The sequence below is a fragment of the Enterobacter sp. SES19 genome, from assembly GCF_011765665.1.
Lineage (GTDB): Bacteria > Pseudomonadota > Gammaproteobacteria > Enterobacterales > Enterobacteriaceae > Enterobacter > Enterobacter pseudoroggenkampii.
The window spans coordinates 2378701-2399274 of sequence record NZ_CP050320.1 but is presented as its reverse complement, the minus strand read 5'-3'; the positions used below and the strand labels follow the sequence as shown (position 1 = coordinate 2399274).

General features: G+C 56.1%; 22 protein-coding genes. 7 read left to right on the top strand and 15 right to left on the bottom strand.

Annotated elements, in window-relative coordinates; genetic code table 11:
• Positions 1 to 73 precede the first annotated feature (73 nt).
• Entirely contained in the window at positions 74 to 622 is a 549-nt protein-coding gene (locus GXP72_RS11400) for a GNAT family N-acetyltransferase (protein ID WP_048991639.1), read from the top strand.
• On the opposite strand, the gene GXP72_RS11395 is transcribed toward GXP72_RS11400, so the two are convergent.
• The 9 genes from GXP72_RS11395 to sad form a co-directional block, all read right to left on the bottom strand.
• Positions 610 to 1524 carry a bestrophin family protein gene (locus tag GXP72_RS11395; protein WP_148769174.1) on the bottom strand — a complete coding sequence of 305 codons (915 nt, stop codon included), beginning with the start codon at positions 1522 to 1524 and terminating at the stop codon, positions 610 to 612. The two genes, GXP72_RS11400 and GXP72_RS11395, sit on opposite strands and share 13 nt — an antisense overlap.
• Before the next feature lie 199 nt (positions 1525 to 1723).
• On the bottom strand, positions 1724 to 3175 hold the full coding sequence (locus GXP72_RS11390) for a tagaturonate reductase (protein WP_208762875.1): 1452 nt from the start codon (positions 3173 to 3175) through the stop codon (positions 1724 to 1726).
• Positions 3176 to 3293: 118 nt separating this feature from the next.
• The gene (locus GXP72_RS11385) at positions 3294 to 3821 is read right to left on the bottom strand and encodes a GNAT family N-acetyltransferase (RefSeq protein WP_208762874.1); all 528 of its coding nucleotides are present in this window, start codon (positions 3819 to 3821) and stop codon (positions 3294 to 3296) included.
• A gap of 82 nt (positions 3822 to 3903) precedes the next feature.
• On the bottom strand, positions 3904 to 4869 hold the full coding sequence (locus GXP72_RS11380) for a sensor domain-containing diguanylate cyclase (RefSeq protein WP_061715145.1): 966 nt from the start codon (positions 4867 to 4869) through the stop codon (positions 3904 to 3906).
• Positions 4870 to 4988: 119 nt separating this feature from the next.
• Positions 4989 to 6428, bottom strand: coding sequence for a GGDEF domain-containing protein (locus tag GXP72_RS11375; protein ID WP_208762873.1), 1440 nt, complete (start codon positions 6426 to 6428; stop codon positions 4989 to 4991).
• A gap of 113 nt (positions 6429 to 6541) precedes the next feature.
• The gene (locus tag GXP72_RS11370) at positions 6542 to 6898 is read right to left on the bottom strand and encodes a DUF4186 domain-containing protein (RefSeq protein WP_032647208.1); all 357 of its coding nucleotides are present in this window, start codon (positions 6896 to 6898) and stop codon (positions 6542 to 6544) included.
• Entirely contained in the window at positions 6898 to 7824 is a 927-nt protein-coding gene (gene glsB / locus GXP72_RS11365; protein WP_024908464.1) for a glutaminase B, read from the bottom strand. Before glsB ends, GXP72_RS11370 begins: the two co-directional genes overlap by 1 nt.
• A gap of 62 nt (positions 7825 to 7886) precedes the next feature.
• Positions 7887 to 9476: a methyl-accepting chemotaxis protein gene (locus GXP72_RS11360; RefSeq protein WP_208762872.1), complete on the bottom strand. Its 1590-nt coding sequence runs from the start codon at positions 9474 to 9476 to the stop codon at positions 7887 to 7889.
• A 111-nt stretch (positions 9477 to 9587) separates the two neighbouring features.
• A complete protein-coding gene (gene sad, locus GXP72_RS11355; RefSeq protein ID WP_208762871.1) occupies positions 9588 to 10976 on the bottom strand; it encodes a succinate-semialdehyde dehydrogenase in 1389 nt (462 codons plus the stop codon).
• A 98-nt stretch (positions 10977 to 11074) separates the two neighbouring features.
• On the opposite strand from sad, the gene GXP72_RS11350 reads away from it, so the two are divergent.
• Positions 11075 to 11953, top strand: a complete 879-nt coding sequence (locus GXP72_RS11350) for a LysR family transcriptional regulator (protein ID WP_208762870.1) — start codon at positions 11075 to 11077, stop codon at positions 11951 to 11953.
• On the opposite strand, the gene GXP72_RS11345 is transcribed toward GXP72_RS11350, so the two are convergent.
• The 3 genes from GXP72_RS11345 to GXP72_RS11335 form a co-directional block, all read right to left on the bottom strand.
• Complete coding sequence (locus tag GXP72_RS11345) at positions 11907 to 12389, bottom strand: GNAT family N-acetyltransferase (RefSeq protein ID WP_032647199.1); 483 nt, start codon at positions 12387 to 12389, stop codon at positions 11907 to 11909. The genes GXP72_RS11350 and GXP72_RS11345 overlap by 47 nt on opposite strands.
• Before the next feature lie 92 nt (positions 12390 to 12481).
• Positions 12482 to 13273 carry a PhzF family phenazine biosynthesis protein gene (locus GXP72_RS11340; protein ID WP_090416956.1) on the bottom strand — a complete coding sequence of 264 codons (792 nt, stop codon included), beginning with the start codon at positions 13271 to 13273 and terminating at the stop codon, positions 12482 to 12484.
• Between the two features lie 27 nt (positions 13274 to 13300).
• On the bottom strand, positions 13301 to 14089 hold the full coding sequence (locus GXP72_RS11335) for a PhzF family phenazine biosynthesis protein (RefSeq protein WP_208762869.1): 789 nt from the start codon (positions 14087 to 14089) through the stop codon (positions 13301 to 13303).
• A gap of 177 nt (positions 14090 to 14266) precedes the next feature.
• On the opposite strand from GXP72_RS11335, the gene GXP72_RS11330 reads away from it, so the two are divergent.
• On the top strand, positions 14267 to 15463 hold the full coding sequence (locus GXP72_RS11330; RefSeq protein WP_061715152.1) for a sugar transporter: 1197 nt from the start codon (positions 14267 to 14269) through the stop codon (positions 15461 to 15463).
• 84 nt (positions 15464 to 15547) lie between these two features.
• Here the strand turns inward: GXP72_RS11330 and GXP72_RS11325 are convergent, their stop codons facing one another.
• Positions 15548 to 16213, bottom strand: a complete 666-nt coding sequence (locus tag GXP72_RS11325) for a MarC family NAAT transporter (protein ID WP_024908448.1) — start codon at positions 16211 to 16213, stop codon at positions 15548 to 15550.
• Positions 16214 to 16468: 255 nt separating this feature from the next.
• Between GXP72_RS11325 and marR the strand changes: the two genes are divergently transcribed.
• The 3 genes from marR to marB are packed head-to-tail and all read left to right on the top strand — an operon-like array spanning position 16469 to position 17557.
• Positions 16469 to 16903 (top strand): multiple antibiotic resistance transcriptional regulator MarR, encoded by a 435-nt coding sequence (gene marR / locus GXP72_RS11320; protein WP_032647191.1) that lies wholly within the window; start codon positions 16469 to 16471, stop codon positions 16901 to 16903.
• 21 nt (positions 16904 to 16924) lie between these two features.
• Positions 16925 to 17305 (top strand): MDR efflux pump AcrAB transcriptional activator MarA, encoded by a 381-nt coding sequence (gene marA / locus GXP72_RS11315; RefSeq protein ID WP_008502237.1) that lies wholly within the window; start codon positions 16925 to 16927, stop codon positions 17303 to 17305.
• 33 nt (positions 17306 to 17338) lie between these two features.
• Entirely contained in the window at positions 17339 to 17557 is a 219-nt protein-coding gene (gene marB, locus GXP72_RS11310; RefSeq protein WP_023335698.1) for a multiple antibiotic resistance protein MarB, read from the top strand.
• Between the two features lie 32 nt (positions 17558 to 17589).
• Here marB and eamA read toward each other — a convergent pair whose 3' ends face one another.
• Positions 17590 to 18495 (bottom strand): O-acetylserine/cysteine exporter, encoded by a 906-nt coding sequence (gene eamA / locus GXP72_RS11305; protein WP_208762868.1) that lies wholly within the window; start codon positions 18493 to 18495, stop codon positions 17590 to 17592.
• Between the two features lie 194 nt (positions 18496 to 18689).
• Here eamA and ydeE point away from each other — a divergent pair, with 194 nt between their 5' ends.
• Positions 18690 to 19883 carry an efflux MFS transporter YdeE gene (gene ydeE, locus GXP72_RS11300; protein WP_024908445.1) on the top strand — a complete coding sequence of 398 codons (1194 nt, stop codon included), beginning with the start codon at positions 18690 to 18692 and terminating at the stop codon, positions 19881 to 19883.
• A 46-nt stretch (positions 19884 to 19929) separates the two neighbouring features.
• On the opposite strand, the gene zinT is transcribed toward ydeE, so the two are convergent.
• Positions 19930 to 20571, bottom strand: a complete 642-nt coding sequence (zinT, locus tag GXP72_RS11295) for a metal-binding protein ZinT (RefSeq protein ID WP_090418182.1) — start codon at positions 20569 to 20571, stop codon at positions 19930 to 19932.
• Positions 20572 to 20574: the final 3 nt, after the last annotated feature.

The window sequence follows — 20574 nt, the reverse complement described above, 5'->3', positions numbered from 1 at the left end:
CAACTAAATGTGATAGAGATGAAAATACCAGAACGCAAACAAAAGCATAACGCCTAAAAAGGGAGATCCGCGGATGACCATACCGACGCTCATGACAGAACGCTTACTGCTAAAACCGCTGGTTGCCGAAGATGCGGCCCAGATACAAAAGCTTTATCCGCGCTGGGAGATTGTCCGCTATATGGTCTCTTCCGTGCCATGGCCCTACCCGGATAACGGCGCGGAAAACTATGTCAATAACGTGGCGCTGCCGGATGTGGCGAAAGGGATTGCCTGGTTCTGGAGCATCCGGCGACGTGAGGTGCCGGATGAATTGATGGGCATTATTTGCCTGTACGACGTCGAGGATAACAACCGCGGGTTCTGGCTCGCGCCGGAGTTTCAGGGCCAGGGATACATGCGCGAGGCCAGCATTGCCGCGACGGATTACTGGTTCAATACGCTAAACAAACCTGTATTACGCGCCCCGAAAGCCGCTGCCAACAGCCGCTCCCGGCGTATTTCGGACAGTAGCGGCATGCGGCTTATCAGGACGGAGAAGAAAGCCTACGTTAGCGGGATGCTGGACTCCGAGCTGTGGGAGATCACCCGCGACGAGTGGAACGCCCGTCAGGTGAGCTGATAGTGCTTATCCGGCATCAGCCTTTCCGGAATCTTCTCTTCATCGTTCATCTGCAGCAGATCGCGTTCCATCATGTTGCAGATGGCGTCCAGCGGCAGATCGTTATTCTCAGTGCCGAACGGGTCTTCCAGCTCTTCCGCCAGGGTGTCCAGCGAGATAAAGGTGTATGAGATCAGCGCTGAGACAAAGGGCGTCATGTAGTGCAGGTCCACGACCAGTGCGAACGGCAGCATGATGCAGAACAGATACACCGTGCGGTGCAAAATCAGCGTATAGGCAAACGGTACCGGCGTGGTCGCAATGCGTTCACATCCGGACAGGACGATGGACATATCGTTCAGACGGTTGTTCAGGCTGTGGAACAGAATGTCTGAGAGTTGCCCGTTACGCCGCCGCACGGCCAGCCACTCCCCCATGATCAGTAAAATACGGTTCGCCGGTGAGTTGGCTTTCATCACCTGACGTAAATCATCCGGAGCAAGATAGCGAGAGAGTTGCTCAGCGTTCAGCTCCCGGCGCAGGGTCATGCGCAGGCAGTTAGCAAAAGCAATCTGCAGACGGACAAATTCGCCCAGATGCTTATCGTCAGGCAAGGTGTTTTTTACCTCGCGAAACAGCGAGCGCGCCGCTATCATCAACTGCCCCCAGAGCAGGCGAGCCTCAACGTAGCGTGAATAACAGGCGTTGTTTCTGAAACCGAGAAAGATTGCGATCGCCACGCCGAGAATGCTGAATGGCGCCACGGTAAATTTGATGCCCAGTGAGGTATACCACGGCAGCATCAGGATAACGGCAATAGAAAGCAGGAAGTTGAGCAGCAGTCGGGTATAGATCTTAGGCAGTACCGAACCGTGCCAGACAAAAATCAGTTGTAGCCAGTGCTGTTTAGGACGAACGATCATAGTGAGTTTCAGGAAAGAAAAGAGCGAGGCTATTAAACGTGATCCCCGTCACCGTTGCAAGTTTGTTAACTGGACATTGCATTTTCTCCCCTGATTAGCGAAATCGGCACAGTGCTGCATGTGTTTTTTAAAAACAAAGTACATAGTATGTTGTAACTAAAATGAAGTATGTTTAAACCCGGCCGCAGCCGGGTGAACGTTAGCAAAGCGGTTTAACCGCAGCGCGCATTCCCTTCAGCAGAATGGCATCAAGGTCCAGCGTGACCTGGTCGACAAGACCGCTTACCTGCGTCAAGTCCTGTTCCCAGTGTTCGCGTGCGCTGAGCACCGACTGCACCAGCTCACGGGTGCTCAACTGCCGATCGCGGTGCTGCGCCCAGAGCTGCTGATAACGTTCCAGCCAGCATGCATCATCCTGCACCGGAGAGCTCTCCCCGTTACGCTCTGCGCGGTAGAACGCGATTAACGCGGCTAAGGCAAACGTCAGACGTGCCGGTAATTGCCCTGTTGCCTTCTGCCCTGCCAGTAGCTGTGGCAGGATGCGGGTGCGGTATTTGGTCATGCCGTTGAGCGCAATGGAAAGCAACTGGTGTCGGATATAGGGATTGCGAAAACGCCCTGTTACCGCACTGGCGAAAGATTCCAGCTCGTTACGCGGCAAATCGAGGACCGGAACGATCTCCTGATAAATTGCTTTTTCGACGAACGCGCAGATCTCCGCATCATTCATCGCCTCGCCCACCGTATCCAGCCCGGCCTGGAAGGCGACCGGCACCAGCGCCGTATGCGCCCCGTTCAGAATGGCAACCTTGCGTTCTTTGTAGGGCCTGATGTCGTCGACAATCAGTACATTTAACGGGTACTTATCCAGACGGAGTTCCTGAGCAAGGGATGCCGGCCCCTGGATAACGAACAGATAGAAATGTTCAGCCGTGTCAAGAAACCCATCGTGATAACCCAGCTCAGCTTCAAGTACAGCCGCTTCGTCGCGCGGGTAACCGGTCACGATACGGTCAACCAGCGTCGAGCAGAAGCTGTTTGCGTCGTTTAGCCACCGGATAAAGGCCGCAGGCAGCGACCACTCCTGGGCATAGCGCAGGACGAGTTCACGCAGTGCATCACCGTTGTAGTCAATCAGTTCGCACGGAATGATGATCCAGCCTTTATCCGGTGCACCGTTGAAATGGCTAAAGCGCTCAAACAGCAGGCGCGTCAGCTTTGCCGGGTAGCTCACCGCAGGGGCATCGTCGAATCGGTCACCCGCGCGGTAGCTAATACCCGCTTCGGTGGTGTTCGAGAAAACAAAACGCATATCCGGGTTGTGTGCCAGTTTCAGAAAGGCGTCATAGTCGTCGTAGACGCTGATTTCACGGTTAACCGAGCGGATAAGACGGCTCTCACTCACCGCGTCACCCTGCTCGTTCAGGCCGCGAATGATAGTGGTATACAAACCATCCTGAGTGCTCAGCGACGGCGGGAAGTCACTCTGAATAGGACGGACGATAACCACTCCGGCATTAAGATCGGTATGTTCATTTAACAGGTCAATTTGCCAGTCGACGAACGCACGCAGGAAATTGCCTTCACCAAACTGAATGATGCGTTCTGGGTATTGAGCACCGGGAAAATCACGACGGTTGAGCGTGTTCACAAGGGGGTTCCTTTTATGATTAGTCATACAGCCTGATAAGATTGGTACGATAACTTATCAAAACTTAACGACCGGGACCCCTGTTTTGATCAATACGTCGCGTAGTTGTACAAAATAATCATAAGAACTTATAGAACACGGACGTGGCCGTCATGGCGCCGTCCGGCATAAGGGCATAGCGCGGGATCTCCCCCACCTTTTGCCATCCGGCGCGTTGGTAGAACGTCTCGGCGCCGCTGCCGGTGGAGGTATCAAGTACCAGAACCGAAATGTTCCTGGCCCGAGCCTCAGCTTCAAGCGCTTCCATCAATGCCATCGCGGCACCTTTCCTGCGCGCTTTCTCGTGAACCAGCAGCTTCGCCACATCGGCGCGATGCGGCTGGTTTTCCGGCTGGTCTGTGATTAACTGCACCGTTCCGATGACGCCGTACTGCGGGTCGACACAGGCCAGCACGAGGCGCTCATTGCGCCCTACGCTTTCAGCAATTCCGCGCCAGAAAGAGCGGGCCTTCTCCAGGCTAAAGGGAAGCATAAAGCTGACGGATGCCCCGCCGTTCACACAGTTTTCGAGGATCCCGGCCAGCGCATCAAGGTGGGTGAGAATTTCGTCTCGGGTGAGGTTTTTGATTTGCAGTGAGGTATTCATTGTTTTTCCTTACGTTGAATACCCTCACTGTGCATTTAACATCTTCTTAACGCAAACGGATCGGACATAGGCTTTTGTTATGTCACCGGGCGCGCTGGCGCTGCTGCTTCATGGCATACATCTTTTCATCGGCATCTTTTAACCACTGCTGCAGGTCGTTGCCGTTATGATCGAATTCACTTAGCCCCCATGAAAAGTGAAGCGACCAGGGGTGTAACCTGCGGGCGTTATAGTTTTCTACCTGCTCGACGAGATACTGCATGGCAATCCAGGCGCCCTGCTCATCCGTATCCGCGAACAGCACGGCGAACTCGTCCCCGCCAAAACGAACCAGCAGATCCGCTTCGCGGAAAGAGGCACGCATCAGTTGCGCCATGGCATTCAGCGCCTTATCCCCCTCTTCATGCCCGAAGCGATCGTTAATTTCCTTAAAGCGATCCAAATCCAGCCAGCCGAGCGTCAGCGGCTCTGCCCGGCGCCGGGCAACGGAAAGCGTGAAGCGCACGAGTTGATTAAAACCCCGACGGTTGAATAGCCCGGTTAATTCATCCGTGGTCGCCGCGCTGATGGCAGCAAATTCATCTTCCGCCAGCGCGCCAAGATCTCCCAGGACGGCGAGGTCGGCGGCAGAAAACTCCCGGGGAGCGTAATCAATCAGGCACAGCGAGCCAACGCTTGCGCCGTCACGCAGGCGCAGCGGGAAGCCCGCGTAAAACCGCACGCGAGGTTCACCGGCCACCAGCGGGTTATCCGCAAAACGATCGTCCTGAAGCATATCCCCTACCACCAGCGGCGCTTCGGTGAGGATCGTATGCCCACAAAATGAGATGTTACGCGGAACGGAGCCAGGTGCCTGACCATCAGCGGACTTAACGATTAGCGAATGCTCATCAATGAGATTGACCATCGCCAGCGGCACCTGGAAGAAGCGTTTTGCCAGACGCGTTAACCGGTCAAACGCCGGGGAACTGTCGATCTCAAGCAGACCGGATTCTCGTAGCGAGTTGAGTCTGTCTGTTTCATTTTCAGGGGTTGCAGGTGCTTTCATAATGTCTCCTGACGTAAAGCGTTACTAAAAGCGTAGCTTAAACAGAGGCATTGTCAGCGTTCTGACAGCCTGTTAAGTCGCTTACTATTCACGTCAATGCCTTATGACGATTAACGCAGCTATGTTTCACTCCCGGTGGGCGCGGCAATTTGCTCGTCCGCCACCCGGGCGCTGGTACGGTTTCGACCCGCTTTTTTTGAACGATAGAGATGATCGTCCGCTTCGGCCATGAGCTTGTTGAAGACTTCGGTCAACTGCCATGACTCAGCCTTTCCACTGCCGAGGCCAATACTGACCGTCAGAAAGAGCGTCTGGTGACGCCATGTAAAAGGATGGCTGGCAACGGTGGAACGGATACGCTCAGCCAGTTCAAAACCGTGCTGCGCGTCGCCTGAATGAACCACCACAGCGAACTCTTCCCCGCCCATGCGCGCCACCATACCGTCTTCGCCGACGACCTGCTGAACCTGTCGGGCAAACGACGCCAGCACGCGATCTCCACACTCGTGGCCGTAGTTATCATTAATGCTTTTGAAATAATCAATATCCAGCAGCATGACGGTCAAAAAACGGGTATGCCGGTACGTCTCTTCATGCTTTAACGCCTCATAAAGCCCGGAACGCGAGTAGACGTGTGTTAAAAAGTCATAATCCGCCCTCAGTGAAACCTGGCGGATCAGGGAATTAATCGCCGCCATGCTGACGGAGACCATCACCGGGCAGATCGCCATCGTGGCGATACCCAGCCGGGCTGAAAACATCATTGGCGTCGTAAACGGCGTCGCCACGGCAATATTAATAATCGAGTTGGCGACCAAAATGATTTCAGTGGCACCCGTGATAAACGTCAGCAGACAGGTCGCAGGCAATGAGTAACGAACCGCACACCAGATAAGCGCTGGCAGAGGAAACGAGAGGCTCCCCGCTCCGCCAATCACCACCGACGCGACCACCGAGACGATCAGCGCCATCACCGGCAGCAGCTGCTCCAGACGTAACCTGAGATCACGCCCGGGCATACGTAACGTGAGCATACAGGGCACAACAAGCACGCCGGTTGAGAACTGCTCGCTAAACCAGTCGGCAAACAGCGGCCAGAAGGTGTGACTGTCAATCCCGACCGACCCCGTCGCGCCGAGCAAGGCACAAAGCAGCGCGGCAATCAGACAGTAGTTAAACAGGCGTAGCGCGTTAAGCGGATCGGGGGTTTTCTTCATCAGCCGCTTGTCGCGCTGAACCAGTACGGCGACGACAACAATAAAGATCATGTTAGACAGGTTGATTACCGCTGAGGCTATACCCCAGTTGGTCTTCACCGCGTCGTACAACAGCATCGCGACATAGCATACCGCATAGTAATGCAGGCGATTCAGGTAGACATAGCGGGCGAAGATCCCTGCCATGACGCCATTCAGCGGCCAGAACAGCGACAGGGCCTCAACGAGCCGTAATTCCGCGCCCACAAAATAGAACAAGGTGGTGAGGATGAAGATCGTCGATGCATTTCGCAGCGGCGTGTCAGGCTGGAACGGCCTGAAAGCGGTAAGAGCAGAACGCATTAAATATCATTCCATATGAAAGCTTATGGCAATTATTGCGGTCGTCAGCATGATCGGGACTAACTTAGGATGCATCTATAACACAAATACCACTGGAGCATAACTCGTCAAATTTAGGCGTTCATCTGCAGCACCAGCCAGTGATGGATAACGCTGACGATATAATTTTGTTGCGGCGCGGTGAGCGTTACACCCTGTGGAATGTTATGCCATTTTGCCAGGCAGCCCCGACAACAGGTGGCGGTGGCATGCTGGGCGATAAACACCGGGTGACCGCGCATAGGCGTCTGTTTACCGTCATTTGCGGGTTGTGCAGGCGCAAGGCGCTTTTCGACAAAATCCGCGGCATGCTGGTCAATGGTTTCGGGGCCTTTGTCCCAGCAGTACTGTCGTTCTTTATCGCCTAAACGAAAGCGCGAGCGAAATGTCGATCGCGCCAGACGGGAAAAGAGAGGATCCAGATCGGGCATCAGTATACTGAACGTCCCAGGCGCTGGGTCAGTTTCTCCAGAACCGCCACGCCGGCAAGCGAATTTCCCGTTTCATCCAGCTCCGGGCTCCAGACGGCTATCGCCATTTCATGCGGCACAATCGCCACGACCCCGCCGCCAACGCCCGATTTAGCCGGAAGCCCAACGCGCCAGGCAAACTCGCCGGCGTTTTGATACATCCCGCTGGTGGCCATTAGCGCGTTAACCTGACGAGCCTGAAGCGGCGAAACGACTTCCTGATCGAGATGCGGCGCGTGCCCCTGGTGCGCAAGGAACAGGAACGTCTGAGCCAGCTCAACGCAGCTCATTTTCAGGGCGCAGTAATGGAAGTAGTTTTGCAGGACGGTCGCCACGTCGTTGTGGAAATTACCGAAGGATTTCATCAGCCAGGCGATGGCCGCGTTACGGGCAGAGTGTTCAAACTCCGAGCGTGCCACAACCGTATCATAGGTAATGTCATCAACGCCCGAGAGCTGACGCACAATCTCAAGCATTCGCTGACGTGGTGCGCTGAGGCGGCTTTGCAGCATATCGCAGACCACCAGCGCCCCGGCGTTGATAAAGGGATTTCGCGGTTTACCCTGTTCTATCTCGAGCTGAAGCAGCGAGTTAAAAGGCTGGCCGGACGGATCTTTGCCCACCCGCTGCCAGATCTCGTCTTCTTCATACTGGCGCATCGCCGCAACCAGACTGAGCACTTTCGAAATGGACTGAATGGAAAAACGTTCTGTTGCATCCCCTGCCTGGTATCGCTGTCCGTCGATAGTACAGATAGCAATGCCCAGCTTATTCCCGCTGACCGAGGCAAGGGCCGGAATATAGTCGGCAACCTTCCCCTTTCCAATTAACGGACGAACCTGCGCCAGAATCTCGTCCAACATCTCATTATGGATGACCGCAGCCACACTTTGCTCCTTGCCCTCAGGCTAAAACGGGCTGCGAGTATAACAGAGGCTTATGTATTGCGTCAGGCGCTTAGACGAAAACGCGAAACGGCCTGCAATAAAAGATCGGATTGCTTTTGCAGACGTTCAGAAGCATCTGAGGCGTCAGAGACCAGCAGGTCCGTCTGACGGGAGACCTGGTTCAGCGCCTGAAGCTGGCGGGTCATCTGGTGAATACTCTCTCCCTGGCTGAGGGTGGCGGTGGAGATCTCATTCAGCAAACTGCTTAAATTGCCCACCAGACCGGTGACCTGCTGCAGATTCTCTTCCATCAGGGTGACGGCACGGGAACCGTCTTCAATGCCCTGAACCGAGCGGTTGATCAGCTCCTGAATGGTCTGCGTCGAGTGGCTGCTCTTTCTGGCCAGCAATCCAACCTCCCGGGCGACGACGGCAAAGCCGCGCCCCTGGTTTCCGGCATGGGCCGCCTCGATGGCCGCATTCAGCGCCAGGATATTGGTCTGAAACGCCACGCTGTCGATCATCGCCACGATCCCGCGCATCTCGGACGATCGGTCGACGATCGCCTGCATGGACGCGTTTACGGTCGACATCATCTGGTCTCCCCCCGCGGCGGCCTGACGCGCTTCATCCGCCCGCGAGCTGGCGAGTCTGGCATAGCCGGTATTCCCTTCCACATGGTTTTCCAGCGCCGCGATATGCGCCGTCACATCCTCAAGCTCTTTCGCCTGACGCGCCGACTGCTGATACAGCTTCTGGTTACCCTGCGCCAGTGAGCCAATGTTCTCCACCATGGTCACCGTGGCATGGCTGACCTGCGTGACCAGCTGCTGCAGACCGTGCTGCATCGTAGCAATACTGTCGCTAAGCTGCCCTATCTCCCGGTTGAAGCGCATGACGTCCGGCGGCGTGCCGGAGAGATCCCCTGCCGCCAGCCGGTTGATATGCGCAATCAACCGACGCAGCGGCGTGATCACCCATCTGGACATGCCGAACCAGACGACAGCGGCGATGGCGAGCAACAGCACCGGCGCAAACAGGAATAACGTTTGCAGACCGGAGAGCTGTGCCATTAAGCTCTGACGCCCCTGCATGGCCTGCTTCTCGCTTGCCTGCTGATAGCGCGCATAGTTGTCGTTAAAATCCGTCTGAAACGCCTGCGCCGGGACGGCAAAAAAAGCGTCGATGGTGTTGTCTTTTACCAGACCTTCAGCCTGCTCGTTGATCGCGCCGTAGAAAAGCTGATAGCTGTTCACCAGCGCGTCATCTTTCGGCGGATTCAGCGCCAGCCAGGCCTTCCACGCCTGCTGAGAAACCGTCAGCGCCTTTTGCGCATCGTCCATCAGGCTATGCCAGCTTCCGTCGGATCCGGTCTCTTTATCCTGCATAAACCAGACGCCGGACCGGTTAAGCAGATCGCTTGCCGCCAGTAGGGAAACACGGGCCAGATCCAGCTTGCTCTGCTGCTGCCAGGCCAGCAGGTTTTGCTGCTCGTTACGCTGGGCGTTGTTCAGGGAGGCGTTAAGCAGGAGTGACGAGGAGAGCTGCAGCGCGGAGAAAAGGCCAATAATGCAAAAGATACCCGTCAGCAGGCCAAAGTGACGAGGGGTGAGACGCTGCGCAATACGGCGAAAAATTTGCGTTAGGTTCATAATTAGCTTCATTTACAAGGCGTTAGACGCGTGCGAGTCTACGAAATGAAAATGACAGAACCATGGCAGAATAATGACAACGGCCCTCACGACGAGGGCCGAAATTAAGGATTACACGCGATCCTTCCACACCGTCTGCACGTTACAGAACTCGTGCAAGCCAAAGTGGGAAAGCTCGCGGCCGAAACCGCTTTTCTTCACGCCACCAAAAGCCACGCGCGCATCGCTGGCGCTAAAGCCGTTGATAAACACGCCGCCGCACTCCAGCTCGCGGGAGAATTTATCCGCAAGCGCTGCGTCAGCGGTAAAGACGGTGGCGGACAGGCCAAAGTCGCTGTCGTTGGCAAGCATCAGGGCATGCTCCGCGTCTTTCGCGACGGTAATGGCCGCGACCGGACCAAACAGCTCCTGGCGGAACGCCGTCATCGACGGGGTGACATTCGCCAGCACGGTTGGCGCATAGTAATTCCCCTCGCCGCTGATTTTCTCACCGCCCAGCAGCAGCGTTGCACCTTCTGCCAGCGTCGCCTGCACCTGCTGATGCAGTTCATCGCGCAGATCGAAACGCGCCATCGGGCCCAGGTAGTTTTCTTCCTGGTCCGGAGCGCCCAGCTTCAGGGCAGCAACCGCATCGACAAAGCGTTGGGTAAAGGTATCCGCAATACCCTCTTCCACAATGAAGCGTTTTGCCGCCGCGCACACCTGCCCGGTATTCTGGTAGCGACCCGCTACCGCCGCCTTCACGGCGAGATCCAGGTCGGCATCGTTGAGAACGATGAACGGGTCTGAGCCGCCCAGTTCAAGAACGCATTTTTTCAGCGCGGCTGCTGCCTGAGCCCCAATGGCTGCCCCGGCACGCACGCTGCCGGTGACGGTCACCGCCGCAATACGACGATCGTTAATCGCCTGGCTGACGCCGTCATTGGTGGCGTTCACCCAGCCGAACACGCCTTCAGGGAAACCCGCATCCGCAAAGATCTGCCCTATAAGATCCGCAGAGCCGAGCACGTTGGGCGCATGTTTGAGCAGATAGCTGTTACCGGCCAGCAGAATCGGCACCGCGCCGCGCAGCACCTGCCAGAGCGGGAAGTTCCATGGCATCACCGCGAGAATCGGCCCCAGCGGACGGTATTCAATGACCGCGTTCTGGTTTTCCACCAGCGTCGGCTCCGCACGCAGCATCGCCGGGCCGTGCTCGGCATACCAGTCACATAGACCGGCGGACTTTGCCACTTCCGCTCGCGCCTGCAGGATGGGCTTGCCCATTTCACGGGAGATAATCTGCGCCATCTCTTCCGCGCGGTTTCGCAGCGCGGCGCCGAGATCCCGCAGCTTCTGCGCCCGGTGGGACACGCTTTCGCGTCGCCACTGGCGATAGCCCGCGTCGGACTGAGAAATCGCGCGTTCAACCTCTTCCGGCGTCGCCCAGGGATACGCAGCGAGGGTTTCACCCGTTGCCGGGTTAACAGAGAGGGCATGTGTAGCAGATGAATATTTCATGATGTTCTCCACGCATTTCGGTTGATTGATTGTGGCTCACTCTGCTATTTCTTAAAAATGAATAATACTAACCACCTTATTCACGAAACGAGAATGCTATGGACTTAACCCAGCTTGAAATGTTTAACGCCGTCGCGCTGACGGGCAGCATCACCCAGGCGGCGCAGAAGGTGCATCGCGTGCCGTCTAACCTGACGACCCGCATCCGCCAGCTGGAGGCCGATCTGGGCGTTGAGCTGTTTATTCGTGAGAACCAGCGTTTGCGCTTATCCCCGGCTGGCCATAACTTCCTGCGCTACAGCAGGCAGATCCTCGCCCTGGTGGATGAAGCGCGCATGGTTGTCGCGGGGGATGAGCCGCAGGGGTTATTTGCCCTCGGCGCGCTGGAAAGCACCGCCGCCGTGCGCATTCCTGAAACGCTGGCGCAGTTTAACCAGCGCTATCCGCGTATTCAGTTTGCCCTTTCTACCGGGCCTTCCGGGACGATGATTGATGGCGTACTGGAGGGAACCCTAAGCGCCGCCTTCGTCGACGGTCCGCTTTCGCACCCGGAGCTGGAAGGCATGCCGGTCTACCGGGAAGAGATGATGCTGGTCACGCCTGCCGGGCATGTGGAGGTGACGCGCGCCTCGCAGGTCAGCGGCAGCGACGTCTATGCCTTTCGCGCCAACTGCTCGTATCGCCGACACCTGGAGAGCTGGTTTCACGCTGACCGCGCCACGCCCGGCCGCATTCATGAGATGGAGTCCTATCACGGCATGCTCGCCTGCGTCATTGCGGGCGCGGGCATCGCACTGATGCCGCGCTCGATGCTGGAGAGTATGCCGGGACATCATCAGGTTGAAGCCTGGCCGCTGGCGGAAAACTGGCGCTGGCTCACCACCTGGCTGGTGTGGCGACGCGGGGCGATGACCCGCCAGCTGGAAGCTTTTATAGCGCTGCTAAACGAACGTCTTCAACCAGCGCCTTCTCCATAAACAGGCTGAGCGGGTCGTCAACGTACGGGGCAAACGCCGGGCGCAAATCGTATCCGCACTGTTCATAAAGACGCACCGCGGCATGCTGCTTGATGCCCGTCTCCAGCCGTACCGTATGGCAATGACGGCTCAGAGCCTCATCTTCCAGGGCGGCCAGCAGCGTTTCGCCGAGATGCTGCCCGCGATGTGCCGGGTCAATATAGACCCGCTTCATCTCCCCCGTTCCGTCACCGTTGAGCACGATAGCGCCACAGCCCACGGCGTGCAGCTGCTGGTCGCGAATGATCATCAGGATCAGCGAGGCTTCCGGCAGCGCAGCCAGATCGAGCAGATGATTACTTTCGGCGGGATAGAGTTCGCTCTGATAGCGGTCAAGCGCCGCGATCAGAGCGAGAATGTCCGGATGACGTGCAGATTCAGAGGTAATGGAATACATGGCAGGCTCCTTGCTTTTTTTATGAGGCTAAATTTCAACATAGCGCAGGCCTGCCAGGGTGCTACATAGTATTAACTTATCGCTCCGCCCTGTTAGCGCAAAAAGACACGCCCTTTCAGATACAGGGTGGCCTGACCGCCGATCAGCACGCGGTCGCCCTTAAGCTCACAGCGCAGATCCCCGCCACGGTGCGACACCTGGCGGGCATTGAGCGACGTTTTGCCCAGCTTTTCACTCCAGTACGGGATCAGCATGCTGTGGGCAGATCCGGTAACCGGATCTTCCGGCACCCCTTCGCCCGGGCAGAAGAAGCGGCTGACGAAGTCATATTCTTCGCCCGGCGCCGTCACGCAGACCATCTTATCCAGCGGAAGCATGGCACCGATATCCGGCGTTAACGCCTCCACCTGCTGCTGGCTCTCCAGCACCACCATGTAATCCCGACCCTCGCGCACCTCTTTTGCCGCCGTGATGCCCAGGGCGCTAAACAGCACCTCGGGAGGATTATCCACAACCTCCGTCGACCACGCGGGGAAGTTCAGCGTCAGCCAGTCGCCGCTGCGTTTTACCGTCAGCTCGCCCACGAAGCGGGTGGTGAAGGTGATTTCGGTATGCGGGTAATCAAGGTATTCGAAAATGACGTGCGATGCGGCAAGCGTAGCGTGTCCGCAGAGGTTAATTTCATCCAGCGTGGTAAACCAGCGCAGCTCAAACCCACCGTCGGTGCGCACGAAAAAGGCGGTCTCAGACTGGTTATGCTGCTGCGCCATTTTGAGCAGCGTCTCGTCCGGCAGCCACTCTTCCAGAGGACATACCGCTGCGGCGTTGCCACCAAAGGTTTTGTCGCTGAAGGCATCCACCAGATAAAAATCAATTTCCTGCATTGTCTCTTCCTCTCTTGTTATGGCTATTTAGCGCAGAAAAACTGTGCCTTTCAGATAAAGTGTGGCCTGTCCGCTCATCAGCACCCGCGAGCCTTTGAGCTCACAGCGCACATCGCCACCGCGCGCTGAAACCTGACGGGCAAACATCGTCGTTTTACCCATCTTTTCGCTCCAGTACGGGATCAGCATGGTGTGCGCGGAGCCGGTGACCGGGTCCTCTGGGACGGAAACGCCGGGGGAGAAAAAGCGGCTGACAAAATCGTATTCCCCCTCACCGCGCGCCGTCACGCTCACCTTATGCTCGCCCGGCGTCATCGCCGAGAAGCGTGGCGCAAGCGCTTCAACCTGCTGGCGATTATCCAGAACGATCAGCCAGGCGCGTCCTTTACGGGCTTCAACGTAGCGTCTGATACCCAGCGCCGAAAGCATCTCAGGCGGGGGCGTCTCTTCATGGGTTGGACATGCCGGGAAGTCCAGCGTCATCCACTCCCCCTCCCGGCTGACCGTCAGGCGGCCAGAGGCGGTTTCAAAGTGGATCCGCGAATCCGGGTAATCCAGCTCGGTAAACAGCACGTGCGCGGCCGCCAGCGTAGCGTGGCCGCAGAGATTGACTTCGGTGAGCGTGGTAAACCAGCGGAGCTCAATGCCCCCTTTACTGCAGACGAAAAAAGCCGTTTCCGACTGATTATGCTGCTGCGCCATTTTCAGTAAGGTCTCATCGGGCAACCACGCTTTCAGCGGGCAAACGGCTGCCGGGTTGCCGCCGAACGAGGTATCGCTGAACGCATCGACCAGATAAAAATCAATCTCCTGCATTGTCTTACCGCCTGTTTTTATTATGTTGTTCTTTTATATTCGATGAAAACAGCGTTCCCGGCTACCGCTTTTATAAGGTAAATATTGAGATCTGCATCACATAATGGTTGAGTTTTCGCCGTTTGACGTTTTAAGATCGTCTCCTCTTCTTTTCAGCAACGAATCTCCGACATCCCTATGACAACGAACACAGTTTCCCGCAGGGTTGCGTGGCTACGCGTGGTCACGCTGGCCATTGCCGCGTTTATTTTTAATACCACAGAATTTGTTCCGGTTGGGCTGTTGTCTGACATCGCTGAAAGTTTCCAGATGGAAACGGCTCAGGTGGGCATTATGTTGACCATCTACGCCTGGGTAGTGGCGCTGATGTCCCTGCCGTTTATGCTGCTGACCAGCCAGATGGAGCGGCGCAGGCTGCTGATCGGTCTGTTTGTCTTGTTCATTGCGAGCCACGTGCTGTCATTTATGGCGTGGAATTTTACGGTGCTGGTCATGAGCCGCATCGGCATCGCCTTTGCCCATGCGGTGTTCTGGTCGATCACCGCGTCGCTGGCGATTCGCCTGGCGCCGGCTGGGAAACGCGCGCAGGCGCTGAGCCTGATTGCTACCGGTACCGCACTGGCGATGGTGCTGGGTCTGCCGATTGGCCGCATCGTGGGGCAATACTTCGGCTGGCGTACGACCTTCTTCGCCATCGGTATGGGTGCGCTGGTTACGCTGGTATGCCTGATTAAACTGCTGCCCGCGCTGCCGAGCGAACATTCCGGCTCGCTGAAAAGCCTGCCGCTGCTGATGCGTCGCCCGGCGCTGCTGAGTATCTACCTGCTGACCGTCATTGTGGTGACGGCCCATTACACGGCGTATAGCTACATTGAACCGTTTGTGCAGGTGGTGGCGGGCTTTAGCGCCAACTTTGCCACCGTCTTACTGTTGATCCTCGGCGGCGCGGGCATTATTGGCAGCGTGCTGTTTGGCAAGCTGGGTAACCGGCACGCCTCCTTACTGGTGAGCAGCGCCATCGGCCTGCTGCTGGCCTGCCTGCTGCTGCTGATGCCCGCCGCGGGCAGTGAGAGCCATCTGGCGATCCTCAGCCTGTTCTGGGGCGTGGCGATCATGATTATTGGTCTGGGCATGCAGGTGAAAGTGCTGGCCCTGGCGCCGGATGCAACTGACGTTGCCATGTCGCTATTCTCCGGGATTTTCAATCTGGGGATTGGCGCGGGCGCGCTGGTGGGAAATCAGGTCATACTGCACGTGTCGATGTCGGCGATTGGCTATCTGGGGGCTATTCCGGCCCTGGTGGCGCTTGTCTGGTCGGTGCTCATCTTCCGTAAATGGCCGGTGGCGCTGGAGGAACAGGGGCAGCACGGGTGAGCCTTCTTGCCGGGTGGCGGCTTCGCCTTACCCGGCCTACAAAACCTGTAGGCCCGTGCAAGCGAAGCGCCGCCGGGCAAGACATCAATGATAGGTCTTAATAATTTCCAGCACGCCGTTAATAATAAACTGCACGCCCATACAGACCAGTAAGAAGCCCATCAGGCGGGAAATCGCCTCGATACCGCCCTTTCCTACCCAGCGCATAATGGCGCCAGAGCTGCGCAGCGACACCCACACGATAAGACCGATAATCGCAAAAATCAGCGGTGGCGCAACCGTCAGCACCCAGTCCGGGAAGGTTGCGCTGTCACGCACCGTCGACGCGGAGCTGATGATCATCGCAATGGTACCCGGCCCCGCCGTGCTCGGCATGGCAATCGGCACAAAGGCGATATTGGCACTCGGTTCGGTTTCCAGCTCTTCCGATTTGCTGGCCGCTTCCGGCGACTCATGCGCTTTTTGCGCCGGAAACAGCATGCGGAAACCAATAAAGGCCACAATCAGCCCCCCGGCAATACGCAGGCCCGGGATGGAAATCCCGAAGGTATTCATCACCACCTGTCCGGCGTAATAAGCCACCATCATGATGGCAAACACATACACCGAGGCCATCATCGACTGATGGTTGCGCTCGGCGCTATTCATATTCCCTGCCAGCCCGAGGAACAGCGCCACCGTCGTTAACGGGTTAGCCAACGGCAGCAAGACCACCAGCCCAAGGCTGATTGCTTTAATTAAATCCAACATAGTGCGTTGTCGTCCTTATCCATATTTAACACAGCAATTATAGGGGGAAAGTGTGACATTCAGCCATGGGGGCAACGTAACGATTATTTTCCTTCAGAAAAGATAACTGTCAGTTATCTCTATGATTTGAAAGTCCTCAAAAAAAGTTCATGAAACGTTTTAGCAATTCGTGGCATCGGCTGATTCATTCAGTTGACTTATACTTGCCTGAGCAATAATATCTGCCGTGACTAACTACTTGCCAGGGCAACCATTGTGAAAAGCACCAGTGATATCTTTAACGACGTTGTTCCGCTGGGTCGTCTTATTCATATGGTCAATCAGAAAAAAGATCGCCTGCTCAATGACTACCTGTCACCGCTGGATATCACCGCAACACAGTTCAAAGTGCTGTGTTCCATTCGCTGCGAAGTGTGTATCACGCCGGTTGAGCTGAAAAAGGTGCTCTCTGTCGATCTGGGTGCGTTAACCCGCATGCTCGATCGTCTCGTCTGCAAAGGATGGATAGAACGAAGCCCTAACCCGAATGACAAACGCGGCGTACTGGTAAAGCTAACCAGCGATGGCGCGGACATGTGCGAGCAATGTCATCAATTAGTAGGACAAACACTGCATCAGGAACTAACAAAAAACTTAACGGCAGATGAAGTGGCAACCCTTGAGCTTTTGCTGAAGAAAATCCTGCCGTAAACAGAAAAAAGAGGTATGACGATGTCCAGACGCAATACTGACGCTATTACCATTCATAGCATTTTGGACTGGATCGAAGATAACCTGGAATCGCCGCTCTCCCTTGAAAAAGTGTCAGAGCGTTCGGGTTACTCCAAATGGCACCTGCAACGGATGTTCAAAAAAGAGACCGGTCATTCATTAGGTCAATATATTCGCAGCCGCAAGCTGACGGAAATTGCCCAGAAACTGAAAGAAAGCAATGAGCCGATCCTTTATCTGGCGGAGCGTTACGGATTTGAATCGCAACAAACCCTGACGCGTACGTTCAAGAACTATTTTGACGTGCCGCCTCATAAGTACCGAATCACCAGCGTGCCGGGCGAATCCCGATACCTGTATCCGTTAAAACACTGTAGTTAATCATCGCCTGTAACAGACGTAACCGAGGAAATCATGAAAGTTATCGCCTCCGCCGCCCTCGCCTTGCTGGTGCTGTTCTCCAGCCAGACCTTCGCGGAGCAAACCCCTCGTGCAACGCAGCAAAATAATCCTGATACGATGATTTTGCCGTCAGCACATGACCAGTCGCCTTATGATTTCAACCATATGGGTGCTGGTAGCGACAAATCCGACGAATTAGGCGTGCCTTATTATAATCAGCACGGCCTCTGATTCGTTTTTGCCCCGCAGACGCGGGGCTTTTTTTATGCCTTTTCGCTTACCCGCGTCGTCCGACGAACCCGCAGACCAAACACGTTAATGTACAGTCCGGCCATGATCAGCACGGCGCCAAACAGCTGCAGCGCGCTTAGCGTTTCATCCAGTAAGAGTGCCGCACTGGCAAGCCCTACCACCGGTACCAGAAGGGATAACGGCGCGACGCGCCAGGTTTCATACCGTCCCAGCAGCGATCCCCAGATCCCGTAGCCCACAATGGTGGCGACAAAGGCCAGATAGACGAGAGACAGGATCGTGGTCATATCGATGTCGACCAGACTGTTCAGCATCACCGCCGGACCGTCCAGAATACTCGACGCCAGCAGAAACGGGATCACCGGGATCAGTGCGCTCCACACCACCAGCGACATCACCGCCGGGCGCGCCTCGTGCTGCATAATCAGCTTGTTGAAGATATTCCCGCAGGCCCAGCTCAGCCCTGCCGCCAGCGTCAACACAAACCCGAGCAGCGCCACATGCTGACCATTCAGGCTGGCCTCGATCAGCACCAGCACGCCGAACACCGCCAGGGTGATCCCCGCCAGCTGTTTGCCCTGCAGACGCTCGCCAAACACGAACGCCCCGAGAATAATGGTAAAGAACGCCTGCGCCTGTAACACCAGCGAGGCAAGACCCGCCGGCATACCGAACTTGATGGCGCAGAAGAGAAACGCGAACTGGCCAAAGCTAATGGTCAGACCGTAGCCCAGCAGCAGTTTCAATGGGATCTTCGGGCGGGCGACAAAGAAGATGGCCGGAAAAGCGACCAGCATAAAGCGTAAACCGGCCAGCATCAGCGGCGGCATGTTGTGCAGCCCCAGCTTAATGACCACAAAGTTGAGCCCCCATACTACGACCACCAGCAACGCCAGCAGCCCGTCTTTCCGCGTCATACCCAGCCCCTGAATTATTAATAATTTGTTAACACTTCAAGGTAACAGAAAAAAGTGCGCCGAGAGAAGATCATTATTTCTGGCAGGCAGCTGAAGCACTTAGGGATAAATCAGGTGCTATACAAGCCCCTTATGTCATGGTAATCCTGTTAACACACATCTAATAAAAGCATAAGCAACTGTCGGGCAGGAATATGAAACCATCTCTCAGGCGCTCAACCGCAGCGCTGCTGGCATCGTCATTGTTGTTAACCATTGGTCGAGGGGCAACGCTGCCGTTTATGACCATCTATCTCACGCGCGTCTACAGCATGAGCGTCGAGAATATTGGTTATGCCCTGACGATTGCGCTGACTATCGGCGTGGTGTTCAGCCTGGGATTTGGCATTCTTGCCGATAAGTTTGATAAAAAACGCTACATGCTGATCGCCATCGTGGCCTTTATCGCCGGCTTTGTCGCGATCCCGCTGGTCGATAACGTCACGCTGGTGGTGCTGTTCTTTGCGCTGATCAACTGCGCCTATTCCGTCTTTTCGACGGTGCTGAAGGCCTGGTTCTCCGACGTGCTCACCGCGAGCCAGAAAGCGCGCGTCTTCTCGCTGAACTACAGCTTCCTGAACATTGGCTGGACGATCGGACCACCAATTGGCACCCTGCTGGTGATGTACAGCCTGCAGCTGCCGTTCTGGCTGGCGGCCTTCTGCGCCGCGCTGCCGCTGGGCTTTATCCATTTCTTTGTGCAAAAAAGCGTGGCGCTCGATACTACCGAGGAGAAGACGCCCTGGCAGCCGTCGGTATTACTGAAAGACCGCGCGCTGTTCTGGTACACGCTCTCTGGCCTGCTGGCGTCCTACGTGGGCGGGTCGTTCGCGAGCTGTATTTCGCAATACGTTCTGGCCGCGCATGCGGACAGTGATTTCGCCGAAAAGGTGGTGGCCGTGGTGCTCCCGGTCAACGCCGCCGTGGTGGTGACGCTGCAATATGCGCTGGGCCGCAAAATCTCAGCCAGCAATATCCGCCCGCTGATGACCCTCGCCACCCTGTTTTTTATCGTGGGGCTGGGCGGCTTTATGCTCTCCGGAGAGAACCTGGTTTACTGGGGCATTGCTGCCGCCATCTTTACCCTGGGTGAGATTATCTATGCGCCGGGCGAATACATGCTGATCGACAACATTGCGCCACCGGGAATGAAGGCGAGCTATTTCTCCGCGCAGGCGCTGGGCTGGCTCGGCGCTGCGGCAAACCCGATGATCACCGGTATCATCCTGACCAACCTGCCGCACTGGTCGTTGTTTGTCATAATGATGGTCGCCATTGTTGTCGCATGGCTGATGATTTTGCGCGGGATGAGCGTGAAGGCGTGGTGCGAGTCGCCCAAAGCGGCGTAGCAAATGCAGGCCGGGTAAGGCGCAGCCGCCACCCGGCAATAAAGCATCAGTGGTGCAACATCTCCTCCACCACCTGCTCTTTATACATCTCGTTCGGGTAATAGGTCGGCCAGTTATCCATCTCTTTTAGCAGCACCTCGTGGGAGGTATTGCCCATGAAAATATGGAAGTGCGAAGAGGCCTTCGGTCCGATGGTATGGTCGCTGAACTGCACGAACTTCGGCGCCTTGCTAGCGGCATCCTTACACTCAAACAGATAGCGAACGCCTTTCTTACCTGACGCGTAGGTCAGAATTTTGTAACCGCTGTAATCATAATGACAGCGGCTGACCGCTTTACCCTGATGGAACTCCATCACGTTATTTTCGATGCCGATGGCATCCACGTCCGTCGCATAACCCGTTCGGTAGTAGGCTTTCACCTCGTCAAAGGTTTTACTTTTGTCTTTCTGCGCTTTCTGTTTAAAGACCGGATCGAGCGAACCATCAAGCAGGAACGGATAGACCGACTGCCAGGTCCCGTCCCAGTCAGACAGCGCTCTGTCCTTCACGTCTTTATCCTCAAACACGCCGTTCGCCGCTTTCTGTTCCGCTTCAGTCATCTGATGGCCGTGCGAGTGAGCAAACAGCTGGCCGCTGACCAGCAGCGCCCCCAGAGTCATAGCAAATTTTCCAATATGTGCAGTCAACAT